General features: G+C 70.2%; 16 protein-coding genes. 11 read left to right on the forward strand and 5 right to left on the reverse strand.

What is annotated here, in order from left to right; translation table 11 throughout:
* Positions 1-34: 34 nt before the first annotated feature.
* From EDC64_RS12935 to EDC64_RS12985, 11 genes are all read left to right on the forward strand, one after another.
* The gene (locus EDC64_RS12935) at positions 35-1,174 is read left to right on the forward strand and encodes an acyl-CoA dehydrogenase family protein (protein ID WP_132031937.1); all 1,140 of its coding nucleotides are present in this window, start codon (positions 35-37) and stop codon (positions 1,172-1,174) included.
* Positions 1,175-1,185: 11 nt separating this feature from the next.
* A complete protein-coding gene (locus EDC64_RS12940) occupies positions 1,186-1,968 on the forward strand; it encodes an enoyl-CoA hydratase (protein ID WP_165933747.1) in 783 nt (260 codons plus the stop codon).
* 5 nt (positions 1,969-1,973) lie between these two features.
* Positions 1,974-2,750: an enoyl-CoA hydratase/isomerase family protein gene (locus EDC64_RS12945; protein WP_132031941.1), complete on the forward strand. Its 777-nt coding sequence runs from the start codon at positions 1,974-1,976 to the stop codon at positions 2,748-2,750.
* Between the two features lie 27 nt (positions 2,751-2,777).
* Positions 2,778-3,602 carry an N-acyl homoserine lactonase family protein gene (locus EDC64_RS12950; protein ID WP_132031943.1) on the forward strand — a complete coding sequence of 275 codons (825 nt, stop codon included), beginning with the start codon at positions 2,778-2,780 and terminating at the stop codon, positions 3,600-3,602.
* A gap of 279 nt (positions 3,603-3,881) precedes the next feature.
* On the forward strand, positions 3,882-5,300 hold the full coding sequence (locus EDC64_RS12955) for an MmgE/PrpD family protein (RefSeq protein ID WP_207916054.1): 1,419 nt from the start codon (positions 3,882-3,884) through the stop codon (positions 5,298-5,300).
* A 91-nt stretch (positions 5,301-5,391) separates the two neighbouring features.
* Positions 5,392-5,784: a carboxymuconolactone decarboxylase family protein gene (locus tag EDC64_RS12960; RefSeq protein WP_132031947.1), complete on the forward strand. Its 393-nt coding sequence runs from the start codon at positions 5,392-5,394 to the stop codon at positions 5,782-5,784.
* Positions 5,777-6,679 carry an NAD(P)-dependent oxidoreductase gene (locus tag EDC64_RS12965; protein ID WP_274594950.1) on the forward strand — a complete coding sequence of 301 codons (903 nt, stop codon included), beginning with the start codon at positions 5,777-5,779 and terminating at the stop codon, positions 6,677-6,679. Before EDC64_RS12960 ends, EDC64_RS12965 begins: the two co-directional genes overlap by 8 nt.
* 202 nt (positions 6,680-6,881) lie before the next feature.
* Positions 6,882-7,835, forward strand: coding sequence for a LysR family transcriptional regulator (locus tag EDC64_RS12970; protein WP_132031950.1), 954 nt, complete (start codon positions 6,882-6,884; stop codon positions 7,833-7,835).
* A gap of 13 nt (positions 7,836-7,848) precedes the next feature.
* Positions 7,849-9,207, forward strand: a complete 1,359-nt coding sequence (locus EDC64_RS12975; RefSeq protein ID WP_165933748.1) for an MmgE/PrpD family protein — start codon at positions 7,849-7,851, stop codon at positions 9,205-9,207.
* 43 nt (positions 9,208-9,250) lie between these two features.
* Complete coding sequence (locus tag EDC64_RS12980) at positions 9,251-11,404, forward strand: CaiB/BaiF CoA-transferase family protein (RefSeq protein ID WP_132031954.1); 2,154 nt, start codon at positions 9,251-9,253, stop codon at positions 11,402-11,404.
* A 446-nt stretch (positions 11,405-11,850) separates the two neighbouring features.
* On the forward strand, positions 11,851-13,845 hold the full coding sequence (locus EDC64_RS12985) for a BCCT family transporter (RefSeq protein ID WP_132031956.1): 1,995 nt from the start codon (positions 11,851-11,853) through the stop codon (positions 13,843-13,845).
* A 48-nt stretch (positions 13,846-13,893) separates the two neighbouring features.
* On the opposite strand, the gene EDC64_RS12990 is transcribed toward EDC64_RS12985, so the two are convergent.
* The 5 genes from EDC64_RS12990 to EDC64_RS13010 are packed head-to-tail and all read right to left on the reverse strand — an operon-like array spanning position 13,894 to position 19,319.
* Entirely contained in the window at positions 13,894-14,622 is a 729-nt protein-coding gene (locus EDC64_RS12990; RefSeq protein ID WP_132031958.1) for a DUF6925 family protein, read from the reverse strand.
* A gap of 14 nt (positions 14,623-14,636) precedes the next feature.
* Positions 14,637-15,401: an ABC transporter ATP-binding protein gene (locus tag EDC64_RS12995; protein WP_132031960.1), complete on the reverse strand. Its 765-nt coding sequence runs from the start codon at positions 15,399-15,401 to the stop codon at positions 14,637-14,639.
* Entirely contained in the window at positions 15,398-16,381 is a 984-nt protein-coding gene (locus EDC64_RS13000; protein WP_132031962.1) for a FecCD family ABC transporter permease, read from the reverse strand. The genes EDC64_RS12995 and EDC64_RS13000 overlap by 4 nt, the downstream gene beginning before the upstream one ends.
* Entirely contained in the window at positions 16,378-17,262 is an 885-nt protein-coding gene (locus EDC64_RS13005) for an ABC transporter substrate-binding protein (protein WP_245504680.1), read from the reverse strand. Before EDC64_RS13005 ends, EDC64_RS13000 begins: the two co-directional genes overlap by 4 nt.
* An 8-nt stretch (positions 17,263-17,270) precedes the next feature.
* Positions 17,271-19,319, reverse strand: coding sequence for a TonB-dependent receptor plug domain-containing protein (locus EDC64_RS13010; RefSeq protein ID WP_132031964.1), 2,049 nt, complete (start codon positions 19,317-19,319; stop codon positions 17,271-17,273).
* Positions 19,320-19,405: the final 86 nt, after the last annotated feature.

Raw genomic sequence — 19,405 nt, forward strand, 5'->3', positions numbered from 1 at the left:
ACATTTCAAAGAAAAACAGCTCGAGGACAGGATTGTGACGCAACTGACTGAAGACCAGACCGCGATGCGCGACATGGCGCGCGACTTCGTGCGCGCCGAGGTGATCCCGTTCGCCGCGGACTGGGACCGCACCGCCGAAGTCCCAGTCGAGACCCTGCGCAAGCTGGGATCGTTCGGCTTTTTCGGCGTCACGATCCCCGAGGAATGGGGCGGCGCCGGCGCGGATTTCCCGTCCTATCTCGCGGTCACCGAGGAGCTGAGCTATGGCGATGCCGGGCTCTGCAATGCGGTGAACGCCACCAATTCCTTCGCCAACAACGTGCTCGCCTTCGGCACGCCGGCGCAGAAGGAAGAATTCCTGCGCCCGGTCGCCTCGGGCCGCGACGTCGCCTGCATGCTGCTGTCCGAGCCGCAGGCCGGATCGGACGCGGCGAACCTGCGGGCGCGCGCGGTGCGCACGGGCGACACCTATGTCATCAATGGCAGCAAATGCTTCATCACGTCCGGCGCCACGGCCGGCGTGTCGCTGGTGATCGCCGTCACCGATCCGGCCGCCGGAAAGAAGGGCATCTCCGCCTTCATCGTGCCGACCGACGCGCCGGGTTACAAGGTGGTGCGCAAGGAGCTGAAGCTCGGCCACCGCGCCAACGACACCTGCCAGATCGCGCTGGAAAACCTCGTCGTGCCCGCCGCCAACCTGCTGGGCGCGCTGGGCGACGGGCTCAAGATCGCCTTGTCCGGCCTGGAATATAAGCGGGTCGTCGTGGCCGCGCAGGCGATCGGGGTGGCGCAGCGGGCGTTCGACGCGGCGCTGCGCTATTCGAGGGAGCGCGAGACCTTCGGCAAGAAGATCTTCGACCATCAGGCGGTGGCCTTCACCCTCGCCGAGATGGCGACCGACCTCGAATGCGCCCGCCAGCTCTGCGCCCATGCGGCGCGGCTGAAAATAGCCGGCATGCGCTGCGTCAAGGAGGCGTCGATGGCGAAGCTGTTCGCGTCCCAGATGTGCGAGCGGGTCTGTTCCGCCGCCTTGAAGATGCATGGCGGCTACGGCTTCCTCAACGATTTCCCGCTGGAAAAGCTCTACCGCGACGCCATGGTGTTCCAGCTCTATGACGGCACGAACGAGATCCAGAAGCTGCTGATCTCGCGCGAACTCGCCGCCGGCTATTGAGGGGGACGAACGTGGCGGAACTCATCACGCGCAGGGCCGAAGGCGTCGGGACGGTCGTCCTGTCCAACCCGGCCAAGCACAATGCCATGACCTTCGACATGTGGCGCAGCCTGCCGGACGTCCTGGCCGCGTTCGACGCCGATCCCGCCGTGCGGGTGATCGTGCTGGAGGGCGCCGGGGAGAAGGCCTTCGTCTCCGGCTCCGACATTTCCCAGTTCGAGAGCCAGCGCACCGGCCCGGACGCCCAGAAAATCTACAACGACGCGGTCGAAGCGGCGCATCTCGCCGCCGGGCGCTGCGACAAGCCGGTGATCGCCAAGATCCGCGGCATCTGCATCGGCGGCGGCGTCGGGCTCGCGGCCTCCTGCGACGTGCGGCTGTGCGCCGACGATGCGCGCTTCCGCATCCCCGCCGCGCGCATCGGCATCGGCTATCCCACGGCCGGGATCCAGCGCCTGCTGCCGCTGCTCGGGCCGCAGAACCTGATGGACATCTTGTTCTCCGCCCGCTTCTTCGACGCCGCGGAGGCCCGTCGCATCGGCCTCGTCGCCCATGTCTATCCGGCCGCGGACTTCGACGCCCAGGCGGACGCCTGGCTGGCGCAGGTGGCGGAGAACGCGCCGCTGACGCTGCGCGCCGTCAAGCGCGCGACCGCCGCGCTGCTGGCCGAGCCGAACGCCCCGCCGGACGCGGCGGTGGAAGCGGCGATCGCCGCCTGTTTCGGCAGCGCCGATTATGCGGAAGGCACCCGGGCCTTCCTGGAGAAGCGCCGCCCTGCGTTTCAGGGCCGGTGAGCGCGATGGATCTTCTGAGCGCGCAGGACGGCCCGGTCCGCATCCTCACCTTGAACCGCCCGGCGGCGATGAACGCCCTGACCGGCGCGCTGGCGGCCGACCTCCTCGCCGCGATCCGTGCCGCGGAGGCGGATGCGGCGACGCGGTGCGTGGTCATCGCCGGGGCCGGCGCGGCGGCGTTCTGCGCCGGCGCCGACCTCAAGGAGCGCCGCACCATGAGCGCGGACGAGAAATGGGCGCAGGCGGCGACTTTGTTCGCGGTCAATGCCGCGATCTGGACCTCGCCGAAGGCCTTCATCGCCGCAATCCGGGGCTGGTGCCTCGGCGGCGGCTTCGAACTGGCGCTCGCCTGCGACCTGCGCCTCGCGGCGCCGGACGCGCGGTTCGGCTTTCCCGAAATGACGCTCGGCGCCTTTCCCGGCGCGGGGGGCGCCGTGCTGCTGCCGCGCCGCATCGGGCGCACCGCCGCCCGGCCGTTCTTCTACGAGGCGAAGCGGGCGGATGCCGCGGAGGCGCAGGCCCTCGGGCTCGTCGACGAGATCGCCGCGCCGGACGCGCTGCTGGCCGCCGCATGCGCACGCGCCCACCGCATCGCGCAGAGCACCAGCCCGCTCGGCTTTGCCGGCGCCAAGCAGATGCTCAACCAGGCGAGCGACCTGCCTTTCGCAGAAGCGGCCGAGATGAACCAGGCCTTGCGCCGGCCGCTCGAAGCCTCCGCCGATTATGCCGAGGGGCTGCGCGCCCATTTCGAGAAGCGCGCGCCGATCTTCACCGGCCGCTGACCGGCCCCGCAAAGGGATGCAGACGCGATGGACCAGGATCTGCCGTGCTACCGGCTCTATGCGATCAAATATGCCGAGCGGGCGGCGCGCCGGGCCGAGCACTTCATCGGCGGGGACACGCGCGACGAAGCGCTGAACATGGATTATGTCGTCTGGGTCGCGGTGTCCGACACCCGCACCCTCCTCATCGACACCGGCTTCTCCGCCGCCACCGCCGCCCGCCGCAAGCGCGCGGTGCTGCGCTGCCCGATCGCGTCGCTCGCTCTGATCGGACTCGCGCCGGGCGACGTGACGGAGGTCCTCACCACCCATCTGCATTACGACCATGCCGGCAATACCGACCTCCTGCCCGGCGCGACCTTCCATTTGCAGGAGAGCGAACTGCGCTTCGTGGTGGGGCCGGACATGCGCTACCGGTATTTTTCGCTCGGCTACGAAATCGAGGATGTCCTCGCCATGGTTCGGCTCAATTTCGCCGGCCGGCTGACGCTGCATGACGGCCCCTACGCCCTCGGCCCGGGTCTCGAGGTCGGGGTCGCGCCGGGCCATTCGGTGGGCCTGCAATATCTGCGGATCCACACCGCGCGGGGCTGGGTGACGCTGGCGGGCGACGTCGTCTCCTTCTTCGACAATCTCCGCCGGCACCGCCCGTTCGTCGCGGCGGTCGACGTCTCGGCCATGCTGCGCGCCTATGATGCGGTGCGCGCCACCGTGCCGAGCCTCGATTTCCTCATTCCCGGCCACGATCCCGAGGTGATGCGCGCCTATCCGCCGGCCGCGCCCGACCTCGCCGGCATCGTCGCCCGGCTCGATCTGCCGCCGCGCACGCCGATCCCGGACGGGCGGCGGTGAGGCGGCAGTTATGTTGCCTATGGCGAGGCTGATATGTCCCCGCCGCCCCTGGCGGCGGCGCCCATTCCAGCTACCGTGGCGCGCAATAAGACGCGGAAAAGAAACGATGATCGCGCCCGCCGCCGACCCTGCGGGGTCCCGGAGGACGTGTCCTCCCCGCCCCGCCCGCGCCTGAACCGACGAAACGACCGCCCGGACCAATCGGGCGGCACGGAGGATCGCCCGATGACGCCCGCCGAGCCGCGCGAGGATCCCCGAGAGGATCCGCGAGAAGATCCCATGGCCACGCTCTGCCGCATGGTGGTCGAGACCGGCTATGACGACATCCCCGCAGACACCCGCGCCTTCGCCAAGAAGCAGATCCTCGACATTGTCGGGGTGACGATGGGCGGGTCGAAGATGGACGGCATCCCTGCCGTGGTCGATTTCGTGCGCGCGCAGGGCGGCACGCCGGAGAGCCCGATCCTGTTCTATGGCGGCAAGGTGCCGGCCGCGATGGCCGCCTTCGCGGTCGCGCCGATGGCCCGCGCCATGGACATGGGCGACACTCATTATGAGGCCGGGCACGGCGCCGAATACACCATCCCGGCTTTGCTCGCGGCGTGCGGCCTGCTGCCGAAAGTCTCCGGCCGCGCCTTTCTCGAAGCCTTCATCCTCGCCCAGGAACTGATGATCCGGGTGGGCATGGGCAATCAGTTCAAGAGCCGCGAACTGCCCGCCGGCTCGAACGGCGGGCACTATATTTTCGGCGCCGTCGCGGCGGTCGGCAAGCTGCTCGGCTTCAGCTTCGAGGAATTGATGAACGCCCTGGGGATCGCCCGGCTGATGACCCAGCCGCACGATTCCACCATGTATGCCGAAGGCGCCCTGATGATCCGCGTCCATCACGGCTTCGTCACCCAGGACGCGATCAATGCCTGCCTGCTCACGCGGCGCGGCATCACCGGCCCGACGCAGGAAATCCTCGGCGGCGCACGCGGCTATTACGCCATCTTCACCCGCGCCGGCACCGTGGACCTCGACATCGTCACCCGCGATCTCGGCCGCCATTGGGAGATGACGCGCACCAGCATGAAGGCCCATTCGGCCTGCAAATGCACCCATACCGGGATTGACGGCCTGCTCGGCCAGATGGCGCAGCACGGCTTCGGCGTCGCCGACATCGACGAGCTGGCGCTCGCCGTCGGCAGCCTGAACTGGACCGTCGTGGCCCTGCCCAAGGCGGAGAAATGGAACCCGCAGACGGTTCCGCAATGCCAGTTCTCGCTGCCCTACATCCTGTCCAGCGTCGCCCACGACCGCGGCATCTTCCTCGACGCCTACACCCCCGAGGCGCGCCGGCGCCCGGACGTGCGGGCCTTCATGACCCGCATCTCCGCCGAACTCGATGCGACACTCGACCCGCTCGGCACCCGCATCGTGACCCGCCTGAAGGACGGACGGGTGATCACCGGCGAATACACGATCGAGAAAGGCCATCCCGACAATCCTTTGAGCGTCGAGGAGGTCGTCGCCAAGGTGCGGCGCTGTGCCGGGCATGCGGCGATGGAAATCGCACCCGAGACGCTGGAACGGCTGATCGCGCGCCTGCTCGATCTCGACACGGTGGCGGACGTGGTGGAAGAGATCGTCCTGCCGCTCACCCCCGAGCCGGCACCGGAACGGCGCCCCGTGCGCGACCCCGTCGAAGTGGGATGATTGTCGGCCGGTCAGACAATATGCTTGAACCGCGTGCCGGGTCCCCGCTTATTCGGGGATCGCGGGATTGGCCGCAGGAAAGGAAGAGACGATGAGCGACGAGACTGAGGAAAGCCTGTTCGACAAGGGGCTGGCTGTCCGAAAGGAAGTCTTGGGCGCGGACTATGTCGAGAAGTCCATCGCCGGGGCCGACGAATTCACCCGCACCATGGCCGAATGGTCCACCGCCTATTGCTGGGGCGCGCTCTGGAGCCGTCCAGGCTTCGACCGGCGCAGCCGCAGCATCGTGAATCTCGCGATGATCGCGGCGCTGAACCGGCCGCACGAACTGAAGCTGCACGTCAAGGCGGCGCTCAAGAACGGCCTGACCAAGGACGAGATCAAGGAGATCTTCCTCCAGGTCGCGGTCTATGCCGGCGTCCCCGCCGGGATCGACAGCTTCCGCCTCGCCCGCGAAGCCTTCAAGGAGATGGACGGTGAGTGACCCGGCCGCGCGCCCCCTCACGCCCCCTGCCAAGGTCGCCGTCATTGGCCTCGGCAATATGGGCCGGCCGATGGCGGCCTGCCTCGCCAAGGCCGGCTACGACGTCCGCGGCTATGACAGCGCCCCCGCCATGCGGGAGCGCTTCGCGCAGGAGACCGGCCGCACCGCCGCCGACAGCCTCGAGGCGGCCGTCGACGGCGCAAAGGCCGTGGTCACGATCCTGCCCAACGGCAAGGTCGTCGCGGCCGTGGTCGCGGCGATGACGCCGCACCTCTCCCCGGGCGCCATCATCGTCGAAATGAGCTCGTCGGAGCCGATGGCCACCCGCCGGCTCGGCGAAGCCATGGCCGAGAAGGGCTTCGGCTTCGTCGACGCGCCGGTCTCGGGCGGCGTGCGGCGCGCGATCGACGGCTCGCTCGCCATCATGGCGGGCGGCGATGCCGCGACCCTCGACATCGTCGAGCCGCTGCTGAAGGCGATGGGGCGGGCGATCTTCCGCACCGGCGCGTTGGGCTCGGGACACGCCGTGAAGGCGCTCAACAATTACGTCTCCGGCGCCGGCCTCGTCGCCGCGCTGGAGGCGGTGAGCGTCGGCAAGGCGTTCGGCCTCGATCCCGACATGCTGGTCGACGTGCTCAACGCCTCGACCGGCAAGAACAACTCGACCGAGGTGAAGCTGAAGCAGTTCGTCCTCTCGGAAGCCTATAATTCCGGCTTCTTCATCGGCCTGATGGCCAAGGACATCCGCACCGCGCAGCACCTCGCCGAAGAACTCGGCGTCGCCACCCCGCTCGGGGGCCGCTGCGCCGATCTGTGGGACGAAGCGGCGCGCACATTGGGGGATCTCGCGGACCATACCGAGATCAACCGCTTCCTCACCCAAGACACGGCCTGACGCCGTGCCCGGCCCGGCAGACTGCACAGGATCCCTCTCCGGAAGTCCCGGCGCTCGGGCCGGGCGCCGGGGCGGCGGTTGCAGTCCGGGCCGGGCCCCTGCCTTAGGTGCCTTGCCACGCACGCCTGTACAGGGCGACCCTTCCCGTTATCGCGTTCGGCCGCCTGCGGCGGGCCGGCGCCAATAACGGGACGGACGCGCCATGGAACTTCGCCAGCTGGAATATTTCCTCGCCATCACCGATTCGGCGGCGTTCTCGCGCGCCGCGCTGAAGCTCGCGGTCGGGCAGCCGGTGCTCAGCCGGCAGATCAAGGCGCTGGAGGACGAGTTCGGCGCCAAGCTCTATCACCGCACCGGCCGCGGCGTCGCCCTGACCGAGGCCGGCAAGATGGTGGAGACCTATGCGCGGACCATCCTCGAAACCACGGCGCAGGCGCACAAGGACATCGCCTCCCTCGGCCTTTCGCCGACCGGCTCGGTGCGCATCGGCATGCCGCCCTCGGTGGTGGCGATCCTCGCCGCGCCGATCGTGCAGCGCTTCAGCCAGGCCTATCCCAAGGTCCTGATGGGGGTGATGGAGGGCTTCAGCGCCCATGTGCTGGACTGGCTGCTGGCCGGCCAGATCGACGTCGCGGTCCTGTACGACACGCCGCAGAGCAAGTCGCTGATGGCGGACGAATTGTGGACCGACGAACTGTTCCTGCTCGGCCCCATGGAGGATCCGCACGGCATCGGCGGCGACACCGTCGCCACCAGCGCGCTGAGCGAGATCCCGCTGATCCTGCCGAGCCGGCCGCACGGCCTGCGGCTGCTCGTCGACGGCTATCTCGCGCGGCTCGGCGGCAGCGCGCCCAATGTGGTGATCGAGGTCGATGCCATGCACTCCACGCTCCAGATGGTCGAAGCCGGCATCGGCTACACGGTGCTGTCCTATCCCTGCGTCCACGACCTCGTCGAGGCGAAGCGGCTGCGCTATTGGCACCTCACCGAGCCGACCATCGCCCGCAAGCTGGTGCTCGCCTCCTCCACGGTGCGCCCGATCACCGGCGCCTCGCGGGCGCTCGCCGGAATGGTGCGCGCCCATGCCCAGACCATGGTCAAGACCGGCCGATGGACGCCGCGCCCGCACGCCCGGCGCGCCGAAGAGCGAATATAGGGAGGGAGATGCCATGAAAGCCGATGTCGTCTCGAACAGCCGCACGATCGCGCAGTTCGTGGCCGAGACCCGCACCCGCCGGCCGCCGGAGGCGGTGCTCGACGCGGCCCGCATGTGCCTCGTCGACTGGGTCGCGGTCGCGACCGGCGCCCAAGGCGAGCCGGTCGGGCGGGTGGTGCGCGACGTCGCCAGCCGCTGGAACGCGCAGGGCCGCTCGACGCTCCTGCTCGGCGGCGCATCGGGCGCCGTGGGGGCGGCGCTGTGCAACGGCACGCTCGCCCACTGCCTGGATTTCGACGACACCTATGTGAAGGCCAACACCCATACCAGCGCGCCGCTCTGGGCCGCGACCTTGGCGATGGGCGAGGATGTCGGGGCGAGCGAGCGCGAAATGCTCTGCGCCTTCCTGACCGGCTTCGAGGTCTCCGCGCGGATCGGCTACGGGCTCGGTGAGGCGGTGACGGCGCGCGGCTTCCACGCGACCGGCGTGTTCGGCCGGCTCGCCGCGGCCGCCGCCTGCGCCGCGCTCATGAAGCTCGAGACCCGCACGGCGCAGCACGCTCTGGGCGTGGCGGCGACCCAGGCGAGCGGCCTCGTCGGCTCGTTCGGAACCATGTCGAAGCCGTTCCATGCCGGAAAGGCGGCGATGGACGGCGTGCTCTCGGCCCAGCTCGCCGCCGCCGGCTTCGAGGCCGCGACCCATCTGTTCGATCCCGGCGGCGGGTTCGACACCGCCATCATCCAGGACAAGGCGGTGTCGATCACGCCGGCCGATTTCAGCTCCTGGGAGATCCTCGGCAACAGCTTCAAGCCCTATGCCGCCTGCCATCTCACCCATCCCGCGATCGACGCCGCGCGCGAACTCGGCCTCACCGCCGCGGACATGGCGCGCGCCAAGGCGATCCGCATCGATGTCGGCGCGCTCGCCCACCAGGTGACCGGCGAGAAGAGCGGCGCGCCGCCCGGTCCGATGGAAGCGAAGTTCGACCTGAAATATTGCGTCGCTCTGGCGCTCACCGGCCGGCCCATCTCCGCCGCCGACTTCGTCGACCCGCTCCCCGAGGATCCCCGCATCCCCGATCTCGTCGACAAGATGACGGCGGCGAGCCACCCCGCCTGCGGCTATGCCTCGGCGGCGATCGAGGTGGTGTTCGACGGCGCGCCGGCGCGCCGGATCCATATTCCCGAGGCCAAGGGCCATCCCGGAAATCCCATGACCTGGGACGACATGCGCGCCAAGTTCGAGGGCCTCGTGGAGCCGGTGGCCGGCGCGAGCACGCAGGCCATCTTCGACAGCCTGCGCGACTTCGGCGGCGAGAGCGGGAGCGGGCTGAAGACCATCCGCATGCTCTCCGCCGCGCTCAACGACTGATCCGCGCCGCGTGCGGCACGGCAAGAACCAGCAGGGAGAAGGCATGGAAACCGGCGCACTCGACGGCATCGTCGTCCTCGAACTCGGCGCGCGGGTGGCGGCCGGCGCGTGCGGATCGCTGCTCGCCCAGCTCGGCGCGACGGTGGTCCTGGTCGAGGGGCTGCCGGTCGTCGGGCCGGGCGCGAAATGGGACGCGCGCGCGCAGATCGCGCTCGGCAAGCTGAGCCTGCGCCTCGACGCGTCGGACCCGGCCGACCGCGCCCGGCTCGCCGCGCTCGCCGCGCGGGCCGACGTGGTGCTGATTTCGAGCGACATGGACGGCCCGTGCGCTTTCCTGCCCGAGGGCTGGACCGAGGGCCGGATCGTGTGCGACTTCACCGCCTTCGGCGCCGCCACGCCGCGCGGGACGGTGCCGGTCGCCGAGGCGCAGATCCAGGCCTTGACCGGCATCATCGACACGACCGGCGATCCCGGCGGCGCCCCGGTGCCGGTGGATCTGCCGGTGGTCGAGGCGATGACCGCCGCCTATGGCGCCGCCGGGGTGGTCGCCGCGCTGCGGGTGGCGCGCCGCACCGGCCTGGTCCAGACCATCGACATGGCTCTCTATGACTGCGCCTTCGCCGCCATGGCGACCTTCCTGCCGCGCCTGCTCGCCGGGGAGGATGGCAGCCCGGAGCGGATCGGCAACCGCCACGCCATGATCTCGCCCTGGAACGTGTTCCGCGCCGCCGACGGCTGGGTGCTGATCTGCGCCGGCACCGACCAGCAATGGCAGCGTCTGTGCACTCTGATGGCGCGCCCGGATCTGGCCGACGACCCCCGCACTGCCCACATCGCCGACCGGGTGCGCCATGCCGCGGAGGTGGATGCGCAGGTCGGAGCCTGGGCGGCGACCCAGAGCGTCGCGGCCTGCATCGCGCGGCTGAGCGAGATCGCCATCGCCTGCGGCCCGGTGGCGGAGATTTCCGGCCATCCCGTCGAGCCGAACCTTGACGCCCGCGGTCTGGTCCGGCGCGTGCGGGACGCGGCCGGCGGGCACGCGCTGTTCCTCCCCGGCTCGCCCTTGCAGATGGACGCGACGCCGGGCCGGGTGCCGGAGGATCTGCCGGCGCCCGATTCCGGCCGGGCCGACATCGACCGCCTCCTCGCCACGGCGCACCCCGCGGCTGCGGCCGGCGCGCGGCCCGCGACGCCGCCGGAGGCGCCGCCCGAAGCGCCGCTCGCCGGGGTGCGCGTGGTCGAGATCGGCCATTACACGACCGCCCCGCTCGCCACCAAGCATCTCGCCGCGCTGGGCGCGGAGGTGATCAAGATCGAGCCGCCGGAGGGCGAAGCCACCCGCGCCTGGCCGCCGACCCAGGACGGCCAGGGCTATTTCTTCACTTATATGAATTCCGATAAGAAGAGCGTCACCCTGGATCTCGGCACGCCGGCCGGCGCCGCATCGCTGCGCGCGCTGCTCGCCACCGCCGACATCCTGGTGGAAAATCTGAAGCCCGGCGCGCTCGCCAAGCGCGGCTTCTCGCCGGAGGCGGTGCACGCGCTCAATCCGCGCCTCGTCTATTGCAGCGTCTCCGGTTTCGGCGCGCGCGGCCTCTATCCCGGCCGCCCCGCCTTCGACACCGTGATCCAGGCCATGTCGGGCCTGATGGACGTGGTGCGCGCCGACGGCGTGCCGATGAAGACCGGCATTTCGACCTCGGACCTGCTCGGCGCCCAGATCTCGCTGCTCGCCATGCTGGCGGCGCTGGAGCATCGCGACGCGACCGGCCAGGGCCAGTGGATCGACCTCTCGATGCAGGACATCACCGCCTGGCTGACGCAATGGGCCTGGAACGGCGCGCGGTTCGGCGCCGATTGGCGGCTCGAAGCCTGCGCCGACGGCTATGTCATGCTGCGCGCGCCGCGCGCGGATCCCGCCCCCGCCGCGCTGGCGGAGGGCCGGGACCTGCCGCGCGCCCAGCTCGTCGCCGCGCTGGAGGCGGCCGGCATCCCGGCGGCGCCGGTCCTCGGCGTCGCCGAAATGTTCGCCCAGCCGCTGCCGGCGGCCCGCGGCCTTTATGTCCGCGTCGCCGCCGAAGGCCGCGACTGGCCGCTGCTGAAGACCCCGATCGGCCTCGCGGCGACACCCCCCCGCGTGCGCCACCCGATGCCCGCCCTCGGCCGCGACACCGCGGTCTATGTGGGCGGGGCGTAGCGTATCCGCCGATCCGTCGATTTCAATCTGAGCCGATCAGGCTCTGCTGGATGGACTCCTCCGCTCGGAACCTCGTGTTCCGCGCGGCGGTGATGGCATCGACCGCCCTGGGAAGCAGACGTATGCAGCGGCGCTGCAATACGCCCCACCCGGTTTGCCGAACCTTCCGATGTGAAGGCGTGTGGTGACCGGGGCTTGGCCATAACCGTCATAATGGCTTAAGTTTGTGCACAGGCTCGAAGAGGGCCGGGGTCCCAGCGGCGCAACAAGGACCCCTGCGAGAGAGAGATCTCGCATTTCTTCAGTCAGCCGAGGCCGTTTGAGCCGGAGACCCGCTTGGGCGCCAGATGACACGATACGCGCGGAAGCGGCGCATACGGTCACAAAAGAGGCCTGATGGCTTCGCCTTGGCGGCTCAATGAAAGGCTCGCATGGAAGGAGCAAGCGTGTTCAAGCCATTCATCATCAATCCGCCCGTTTTCTTCGGATCCGTTATCATCATCTGCCTGTTCCTCTCGGTCGGCATCGTGATGCCCGAGCAGGCCGGCACGCTGTTTGGCGCGTTGCAGGCGAAGATTCTGGCTGGATTTGGCTGGTTTTACCTGCTGTCGGTAGGCATATTCCTCGCCACTGTGCTGCTGCTCTGCCTTGGAGACTTCGGCCGGCTCAAGCTGGGTCCGGACGATTCCACGCCGGACTTCCGGTTCTCGTCCTGGATCGCGATGCTGTTCGCGGCGGGCATGGGCATCGGCCTCATGTTCTACGCCGTCGGCGAACCCATCACCCACTTCATGCAGCCGCCCACCGCCGAACCGCGCTCCATCGCGGCGATGCGCGAGGCGATGTCGGTGACGTTCTTCCATTGGGGCATTCATGCCTGGGCCATTTATGCGGTGGTCGGCCTGTCCCTGGCCTATTTCGGCTATCGGTACAATCTGCCCCTGACCATCCGCTCCGGCCTCTATCCCCTGCTGAAAGAGCGCATCAACGGGCCAATCGGCCACGCCGTCGACATCTTCGCGATCGTGGGCACGATGTTCGGCATCGCCACCTCGCTCGGCCTCGGCGTGAGTCAGATCAATGCCGGGCTCAATTATCTCATCGGCCTGCCCGTCGGTCCCGAGGTCCAGTTGCCGCTGATCGCGGTCATCACCGGCCTCGCCACGGTCTCCGTCGTCACCGGCCTCGACAAGGGCGTGCGGATTCTGTCCGAGCTCAACCTCGCCGTCGCGATCCTGCTCATGCTCTTCGTGCTGGTGGTGGGGCCGACCGAGCTTCTGTTCCGCGACTTCGTACAGAATATCGGGCTTTATCTCGATACGCTCGTCCTTCGCACCTTCAACATCTACGCCTATCAGCCGACGCCCTGGATCGACGGCTGGACCCTGTTCTACTGGGCCTGGTGGATTTCCTGGTCGCCCTTTGTCGGCATGTTCATCGCCCGCATCTCGCGGGGCCGCACGGTGCGCGAGTTCGTGGTCGCGGTGCTCTTCATTCCGGCCGGCTTCACCTTTTTCTGGATGACCGTATTCGGCAACACCGCCATCTTCATCGATACGAGCGTGGCCGCCGGCGAACTCGGACGGGCCGTGGCGGCGGACGTCTCGGTCGGGCTGTTCCAGTTCTTCGAATATCTGCCGCTCCCCGCGGTCACCTCGACCCTTGCGATCATCCTGATCGCGGTATTCTTCGTCACGTCCTCGGATTCCGGCTCGCTCGTCGTCGATTCGATCGCGGCCGGCGGAGAGACGCAGACGACCACCGGGCAGCGTGTGTTCTGGTGTGCGCTCGAGGGCGCGGTCGCCGCCGGTCTGCTGCTGGCGGGCGGGCTGGGTGCGCTTCAGTCGGCCACCATCGCCAGCGCGCTGCCCTTCACCTTCGTTATGCTGGCCCTGGTCTGGGCGCTCGTCGTGGGCATGCGGGCCGATCTCGCCCAGCAGCGCGCGCAAGCCAGCCAGCCCTTCGCCGTGCCGAGCGCGCCGGCCTCCGGCGTCACCTGGCAAAGACGGCTCGCGCTGATTCTCCACGCGCCGACCCAGGCCGAGATCGCGCGGTTCATGGCTGCCGAGGTGCGCCCCGCTTTGGAGCAGGTGGCGAAGGAACTGACGCGCCGTGGACGTGTCGCGCAGGTGCAAGACGAGGACAATGGCGCCGTCGCGCTGCGCTCCCCGGCCGAGAACGTGCGCGATTTCGTTTATGGGGTCAGTGCCGTGGCCCACCGCCTGCCGACGGTTCTCACGGCAAGCGCCGGCAAGCCGGAATACCGCTACGAGGCCCGCACATATTTCTCCAGCGGCGGACGCGGCTATGATGTGATGGGCATGACGCCCGACCAGATCATCACCGACGTGCTGGTGCAGTTCGAACGGTATCTGCACCTCGTCCATTCGCCCGAAACGCAGCTCGTGCATACGGCCCCCGGGCACGAGGGGGAGGGATAGGTGCCGCGCCGATCGGCTTGCATCGCAACCCGATCGGATAAAGCGGCCCTAAGCGCGGCCGGTGCCGCCGGCGGCGGCCGGTGGGTGGAGGGAGAGGCAGGGCACCAGCCCGGCGGGGATCGGAATGCTCGCGGCATGGGTGCGCCCATGGGCGAGCAGTTTCGGCAGGACATGGGTGTGCGGCCCGTCCGGGCTGCGCCCGCCGGCCGGCGGGATCGGCTGGAACACCTCGATCCGCCCCAGTGCGGACACGAACACCCGGTGCGGCCCGTGCGCCAGGATGGCCCCGATCGGGCCGTCCGGCGCCAGAAGGGGCCGCCCCTCGGCCGCGCGCAGCGCCGCGATCAGATCCGGCGCGCGGGTGCGCACGCAGGCCTCGACGCTGGAGAGGCCGATGCCGAGATCGAACAGGAGGGCGCCGTCATCCTCGGCCCGCAAAGCGGCGGCATCCGGGCCGAGTTCCGTGATCGTGGTGCGCCCGGCGCGCTGCGCGTGGGCGGCGGGCAGGCAGGCGGCGGCGGCCGGGACGCGGCGCTCGGCATGGCGCGAGGGCATCGCATAATCGACGATCAATGTCTCGCCATGCGCCAGGACCCGGAGCCCGCCGCGCGCCGTGACGGCGGTGAGGGCGTCGGGCGCGACATCCAGACGGACCGGCTCGTCGGGCGCCCGCATGAATTCCGCGATGGCGCCGAAAATGCCGAGGCTCCAGCCGGTGCCGGCGTCCCGCACATGGCGGGCGAGGCGGGCGAAGGGCGTGTCGTCGGGAGAGATCATGTCCGGCTCCATGCTCAGGCGCCCGGCTCCCGCCGCCGCCAGGGAATGACATACAGCTCGCCGTCGCGCACGCCGCTCTCGACCGTGACGCCATAGGCGTCCAGGACGCGCCCGGCCGTGAGGACCTCGGCGGGCCGGCCCTCGGCGATGGCGCGGCCGGCCTTCAGCAGCAGCAGGCGGTCGCAGAAGCGCGCCGCGAGGGTGAGATCGTGCAGCACCACCACCACCGCCGCGCCGCCGCGCGCGGCGGCGCGCAGCGCCTCCATCATCTGGAGCTGGTGGGAGGGATCGAGCGCGGCCACCGGCTCGTCGGCGAGCAGGAGCGGCGCCTCCACCGCCAGCGCGCGGGCCAGCAGAACGCGGGCGCGCTCGCCGCCGGACAGCGTGCCCGCGGCCCGGCTGCGCAGGCCGAGCAGGTCCGCAGCTTCCAAAGCGCGCAGCACGGCGGCGTCGATCCGCGCCGCGCCGTGCGGCAGCCGGCCGAGCGCGACCACCTCCTCGACCGGCAGCGGCCAGTGGATCCGCCCGTCCTGCGCGAGATAGGCGACGCTGCGCCCGCGCGCGGCGGCGCCCAGATCCGCCAGCGGCTGCCCGTCATAGGTGACCGCTCCCGCCGCCAGCGGCGCGAGCCCGCACAGGGCCCGCAGCAAAGTGGTCTTGCCGGCGCCGTTGGGACCGATCAGCCCCAGCATCTCGCCGCCCCGCAGGTCGAGCGAGACCCCCGAGAGAAGGCGCGCGCCGCCCTGCACGATCGCGATGTCGCGGGCCGCGAGGATCATGCGTCCCCCGCCTTCAGCCGGCGCAGCAGCGCGAGGAAGAAGGGCGCGCCGATCAAGGCCGTCACCACCCCGAGCTTCAGTTCGGGCCGGGTCGGCACGAGCCGGACGGCGATGTCGGCCGAAAGCGTCAGCGCGGCGCCCGCCAGCCCGCTCGCCAGCAGCAGCCGGCCGGGGCGGTGCCCGACGAAGGGCCGCATGAGATGCGGCACGACCAGCCCGACAAAGCCGATCGCGCCCGCCACGGCGACGCTCGCGCCCACCGCCGCCGCGGTCCCGCCGATCACCAGCAGCCGGGCGCGGCGCAGCGAGACCCCGAGGCTCTCGGCGGTCTCCTCGCCGAGGGTCAGAGCATCCATCGCGCGCCCGGTCGCGAGCACCAGGGCGCAGCCGAGCGCCATGAAGGGCAGCGCCAGCGCGACGTGCAGCAGGCTGCGATCGGACAGCGAGCCCATCAGCCAGAACACCAGTTCGAGCGCGGCATAGGGGCTCGGGGCGAGGTTGAGGGCGAGCGCGGTCAGCGCCCCGGCGAGGCTGTTCACCGCGACGCCGGCGAGGATCAGCGTCGCGGTCCCGGCGCCGCGCCGCACGAGATGCAGCAGGACCGCGGTCGCCAGCCCCGCCCCGGCGAGCCCGCCGAGCGGCAGCGCCAAAGCAAAACGCGCGGAAAACCCGAAATAGAAGGCGACGACCGCCCCGAGCGCCGCCGCGCCCGACACCCCGACGAGGCCCGGATCGGCGAGCGGGTTGCGCATCAGCCCCTGCAGCGCCGCGCCGGTGAGGCCGAGGCTGAAGCCGACCGCCGCCCCGAGCACGGCGCGCGGCAGGCGCAGTTCGGCGAGGATCAAGGCGTCGAGCGAGCGCCGCCCCGCGAGAAGGTCGCGCAGCGCCGCGGCGACATCGAGCGGCGCAGCGCCGATCGCGACCGACGCCCCCATGAGCAGCAGGACCAGACCGGAGAGGGCGGCGACGAGGCGGGTCATTCGGGGCGGCCCGCTCGGGCCGCGAGCCGGCGCGCGGCCTCGGCCAGTTCCGGCCCGGCGCAGGCCCAGAGCCGCGTCGGCAGGCCGAGGGTGCGCCGGCCCGCCAGAGCGGGGTGATGGAGCAGCTCGTCCGCCAGCGAGGGCGGGGCGTCGGAGGCGGCATTGATCACCAGCAGATCGGGCTGCGCCGCGACCACCTCCTCCAGCGCCAATTGGCCCATCCGGTCGGACGCGAGCCGCGCCGCGAGATTGTCGAACCCGGCAAGGCCCAGGATCTCGTCCACCAGCGAGCCGCGCCCGGCGGTGAAGCCGTTGGGCCGCAGCACGATGGCGGTCGGGCGCTGCGGCGGGGCCGGCGGCAGGCCGGCGAAGGCCGCCTTCATCCCGGCGATCATCGCCGCGCCCCGCTCCGGCACACCGATCCGCTCCGCCACGCCGCGGATCTGGTCGTAGACCGCGGCGAGGCTGTCCGGTACGCCGAGTTCGAGGACCGGCAAACCGAGCCGCCGCAGCAGCGCGGTCGTGGTGCGGGTGGTGAAGGCGCCGACGATCACGAGGTCCGGCCGCAGCGCCACGATCTCCTCGGCGAGGCCGCGATTGACCGGAACGTCGCGGGCGCGGTCCGCGACGTTCGAGCTGCGCGGATCGCGCGCGAGATAGGTGACGGACGCCACCTGGTCGGGATCGGCGAGGCGCAGCACCAGTTCGTCCGCGCACAGATTGAGCGAGACGATGCGCATCGGCCGCGGCGCCTCCGCCTTGGCCGATGCGCCCGCGCACAGGCTCCCCAGCGCCGCCGCGAGGAGAAGGCCGGCGCCGCCGCGCATTGCGGCCCCGCCGGTCCCGGGCCAGGCGCCCGCGCGCCGCAGGAGATGCCGCATCGCCCGCCTCAATAGGTGAACTTGATCCCGCCATAGGCGCCGAAGCCCGGGGCGAGGAAGCCGTTGGGATTTTCGTAGGTCTGGTCGAACAGATTGTCGATCCGCCCGAACAGGGTCGCCGCCGGGCCGAGGGCATAATTGGCGGCGAGGTTCACCACGGTATAGCCGGGCTGGTCGATCGTCTCGCTGGAGAGCCGCACGATGTCCCACCAGGACGAGGCATAGATCAGGCTCGCCGACAGCGTGAGGGCGTCGGTCGGATTCCAGTCGGCGGTCACGCTCACCTTGGTGTTGGGCCGGCGGAGCGGCGTGCAGGAGGTCGGCGTCAGCGGCGCGCAGGCGGCGCCGAACGGTTCGCCCGGCGGCATATAGCCCACGACGTACGTGTAGGTGTAATCCAGCCGCAGCTTCAGCCGCTCGGTGACCGCGACCGCCAAGAAGGTCTCGGCGCCCTGCGTGGTGGCGCTGGAAATATTGACGTTCGCGTAGGTCACCGGGTCGTAGCTGATCAGATTGGTGATGTCGTTGTGGAAATAGGTGGCGCCGAAGGTCACCCGGCCGCCGAACACCTCCTGCGCGAAGCCGATGTCGTAGCCGGTGCTTTCCTCCGGCTTCAGATCGGCATTGCCATAATAGGGCGCGTAGAGCTGATAGAGCGAGGGCGCCTTGAAGCCGGTGCCGATGCTGCCGCGCAGCGTGGTGCCGGTCTCCGGGATGCGCAGGCCCGGCGCGAGGCGGAAGGTGGTGTGGTCGCCGAACGTGTCGTCGCTGTCATAGCGGACATTGGCGGCATAGAAGACGCGGTCGAACGTGCCCTGCCATTCGCCGTAGACGCCGGTGTCGCCGGTATTGGCGGAGAGATCGGTATAAGCGGTCGAGGACGTCATGCTTTCGTCGCGCCGCTCGATGCCGGCGAGCAGGGTCTGGCCCGCCGCGACCGCGAAGTTGGAGCGCAGATAATAGACCTGCCGGTCGCCGTCATACTGGCCGTTGACGCCGGAATTCGGCCCGGTGGTCGGGTTGGACGTATTCATCGCGCTCACCCCGAAGGTCGTGGCGAGCCGCCCGTCGAGCGCGGTCCACACCCCCTCGCCCTTGGTGAAGAACAGGCTGGCGCCGCTGGTCGAGCGCTGCGGCGCGGGGATGCCGGAATAGAACGGCGGAGGATAGATGTCGGGTGTGAAGGCGAGCTGGCTGTCGATGTAGCGGGCGACGAAATTGAACGCGAGCGCGTCCGTCATCTGCAGGTCGAGGCGGGTCGAATAGGTCCAGTTGTCGTAGGAATTGGGATGGATCGGGCTGCCCGGCGGGACGATGTTCGGCGGCGTCACCGGGATGTCGGTGGACGAAAAATGCGTGACGTTGAAGGAATAGGCCAGTTGCTCGGTCGCGCCGCTCACCGCCGCCGCCTGGTTGAAGGTGCCGAGCGCGCCGCCCTCGACGAAGCCGAAGACCTTCGGCGGCCCCTCGCCCTTCTTGGTGGTGACCGAGATGACGCCGCCGATCGCATCCGAGCCGTAGAGCCCGCTCTGCGGGCCGCGCAGCACCTCGACGCGCGCGAGATCGGTGGCGAGGAGCTGGCCGAAATCGAACGCGCCGTTGGGGGTGGAGGGATTGCCGGCGTCGATGCCGTCGATCAGCACCTTGACGTGGTTGGAATTGGTGCCGCGGATGAACACCGAGGTCTGGCCGCCCGGCCCGCCGGTCTGCACCACATTGAGGCCGGGCAGCGTCTGGAGCACCTGCGGGAGGGTGCGCAATTGCTGGCGGTCGATCTCCTCGGCGGTGACGACGCTGACCGAGGAGGCGATCCGGTCGGCCGGGGTGGGGATGCCGGTGGCGCTCACCACCATTTCGGGCAGGTCGATGCTCTGGGCCGTGTCGGCCGTCTGCGCCAGCGCGGCGGCGGAGATGCAGACGAGTGGGGTGGCGAGAAGCGTGGCGAGCCGGGAGGCGCGGAGGGAGGCGCGGAGGGGGGCGGGGAGAGACGCGGTTGGCGCGGGAAGGCCGGCGGCGCGCGCGGCGCCGGGAACAAGACAAGCGGAAACGGTCGGCATGAAAGCCTCGGCGGGACGAGTGGCACGTCACCGCGAACGAGGCCGCCTGGCGGCCGAACGGCCGCCGGGACTAACCACGATCAGGA

The organism is Aquabacter spiritensis, from assembly GCF_004346185.1.
GTDB lineage: Bacteria > Pseudomonadota > Alphaproteobacteria > Rhizobiales > Xanthobacteraceae > Aquabacter > Aquabacter spiritensis.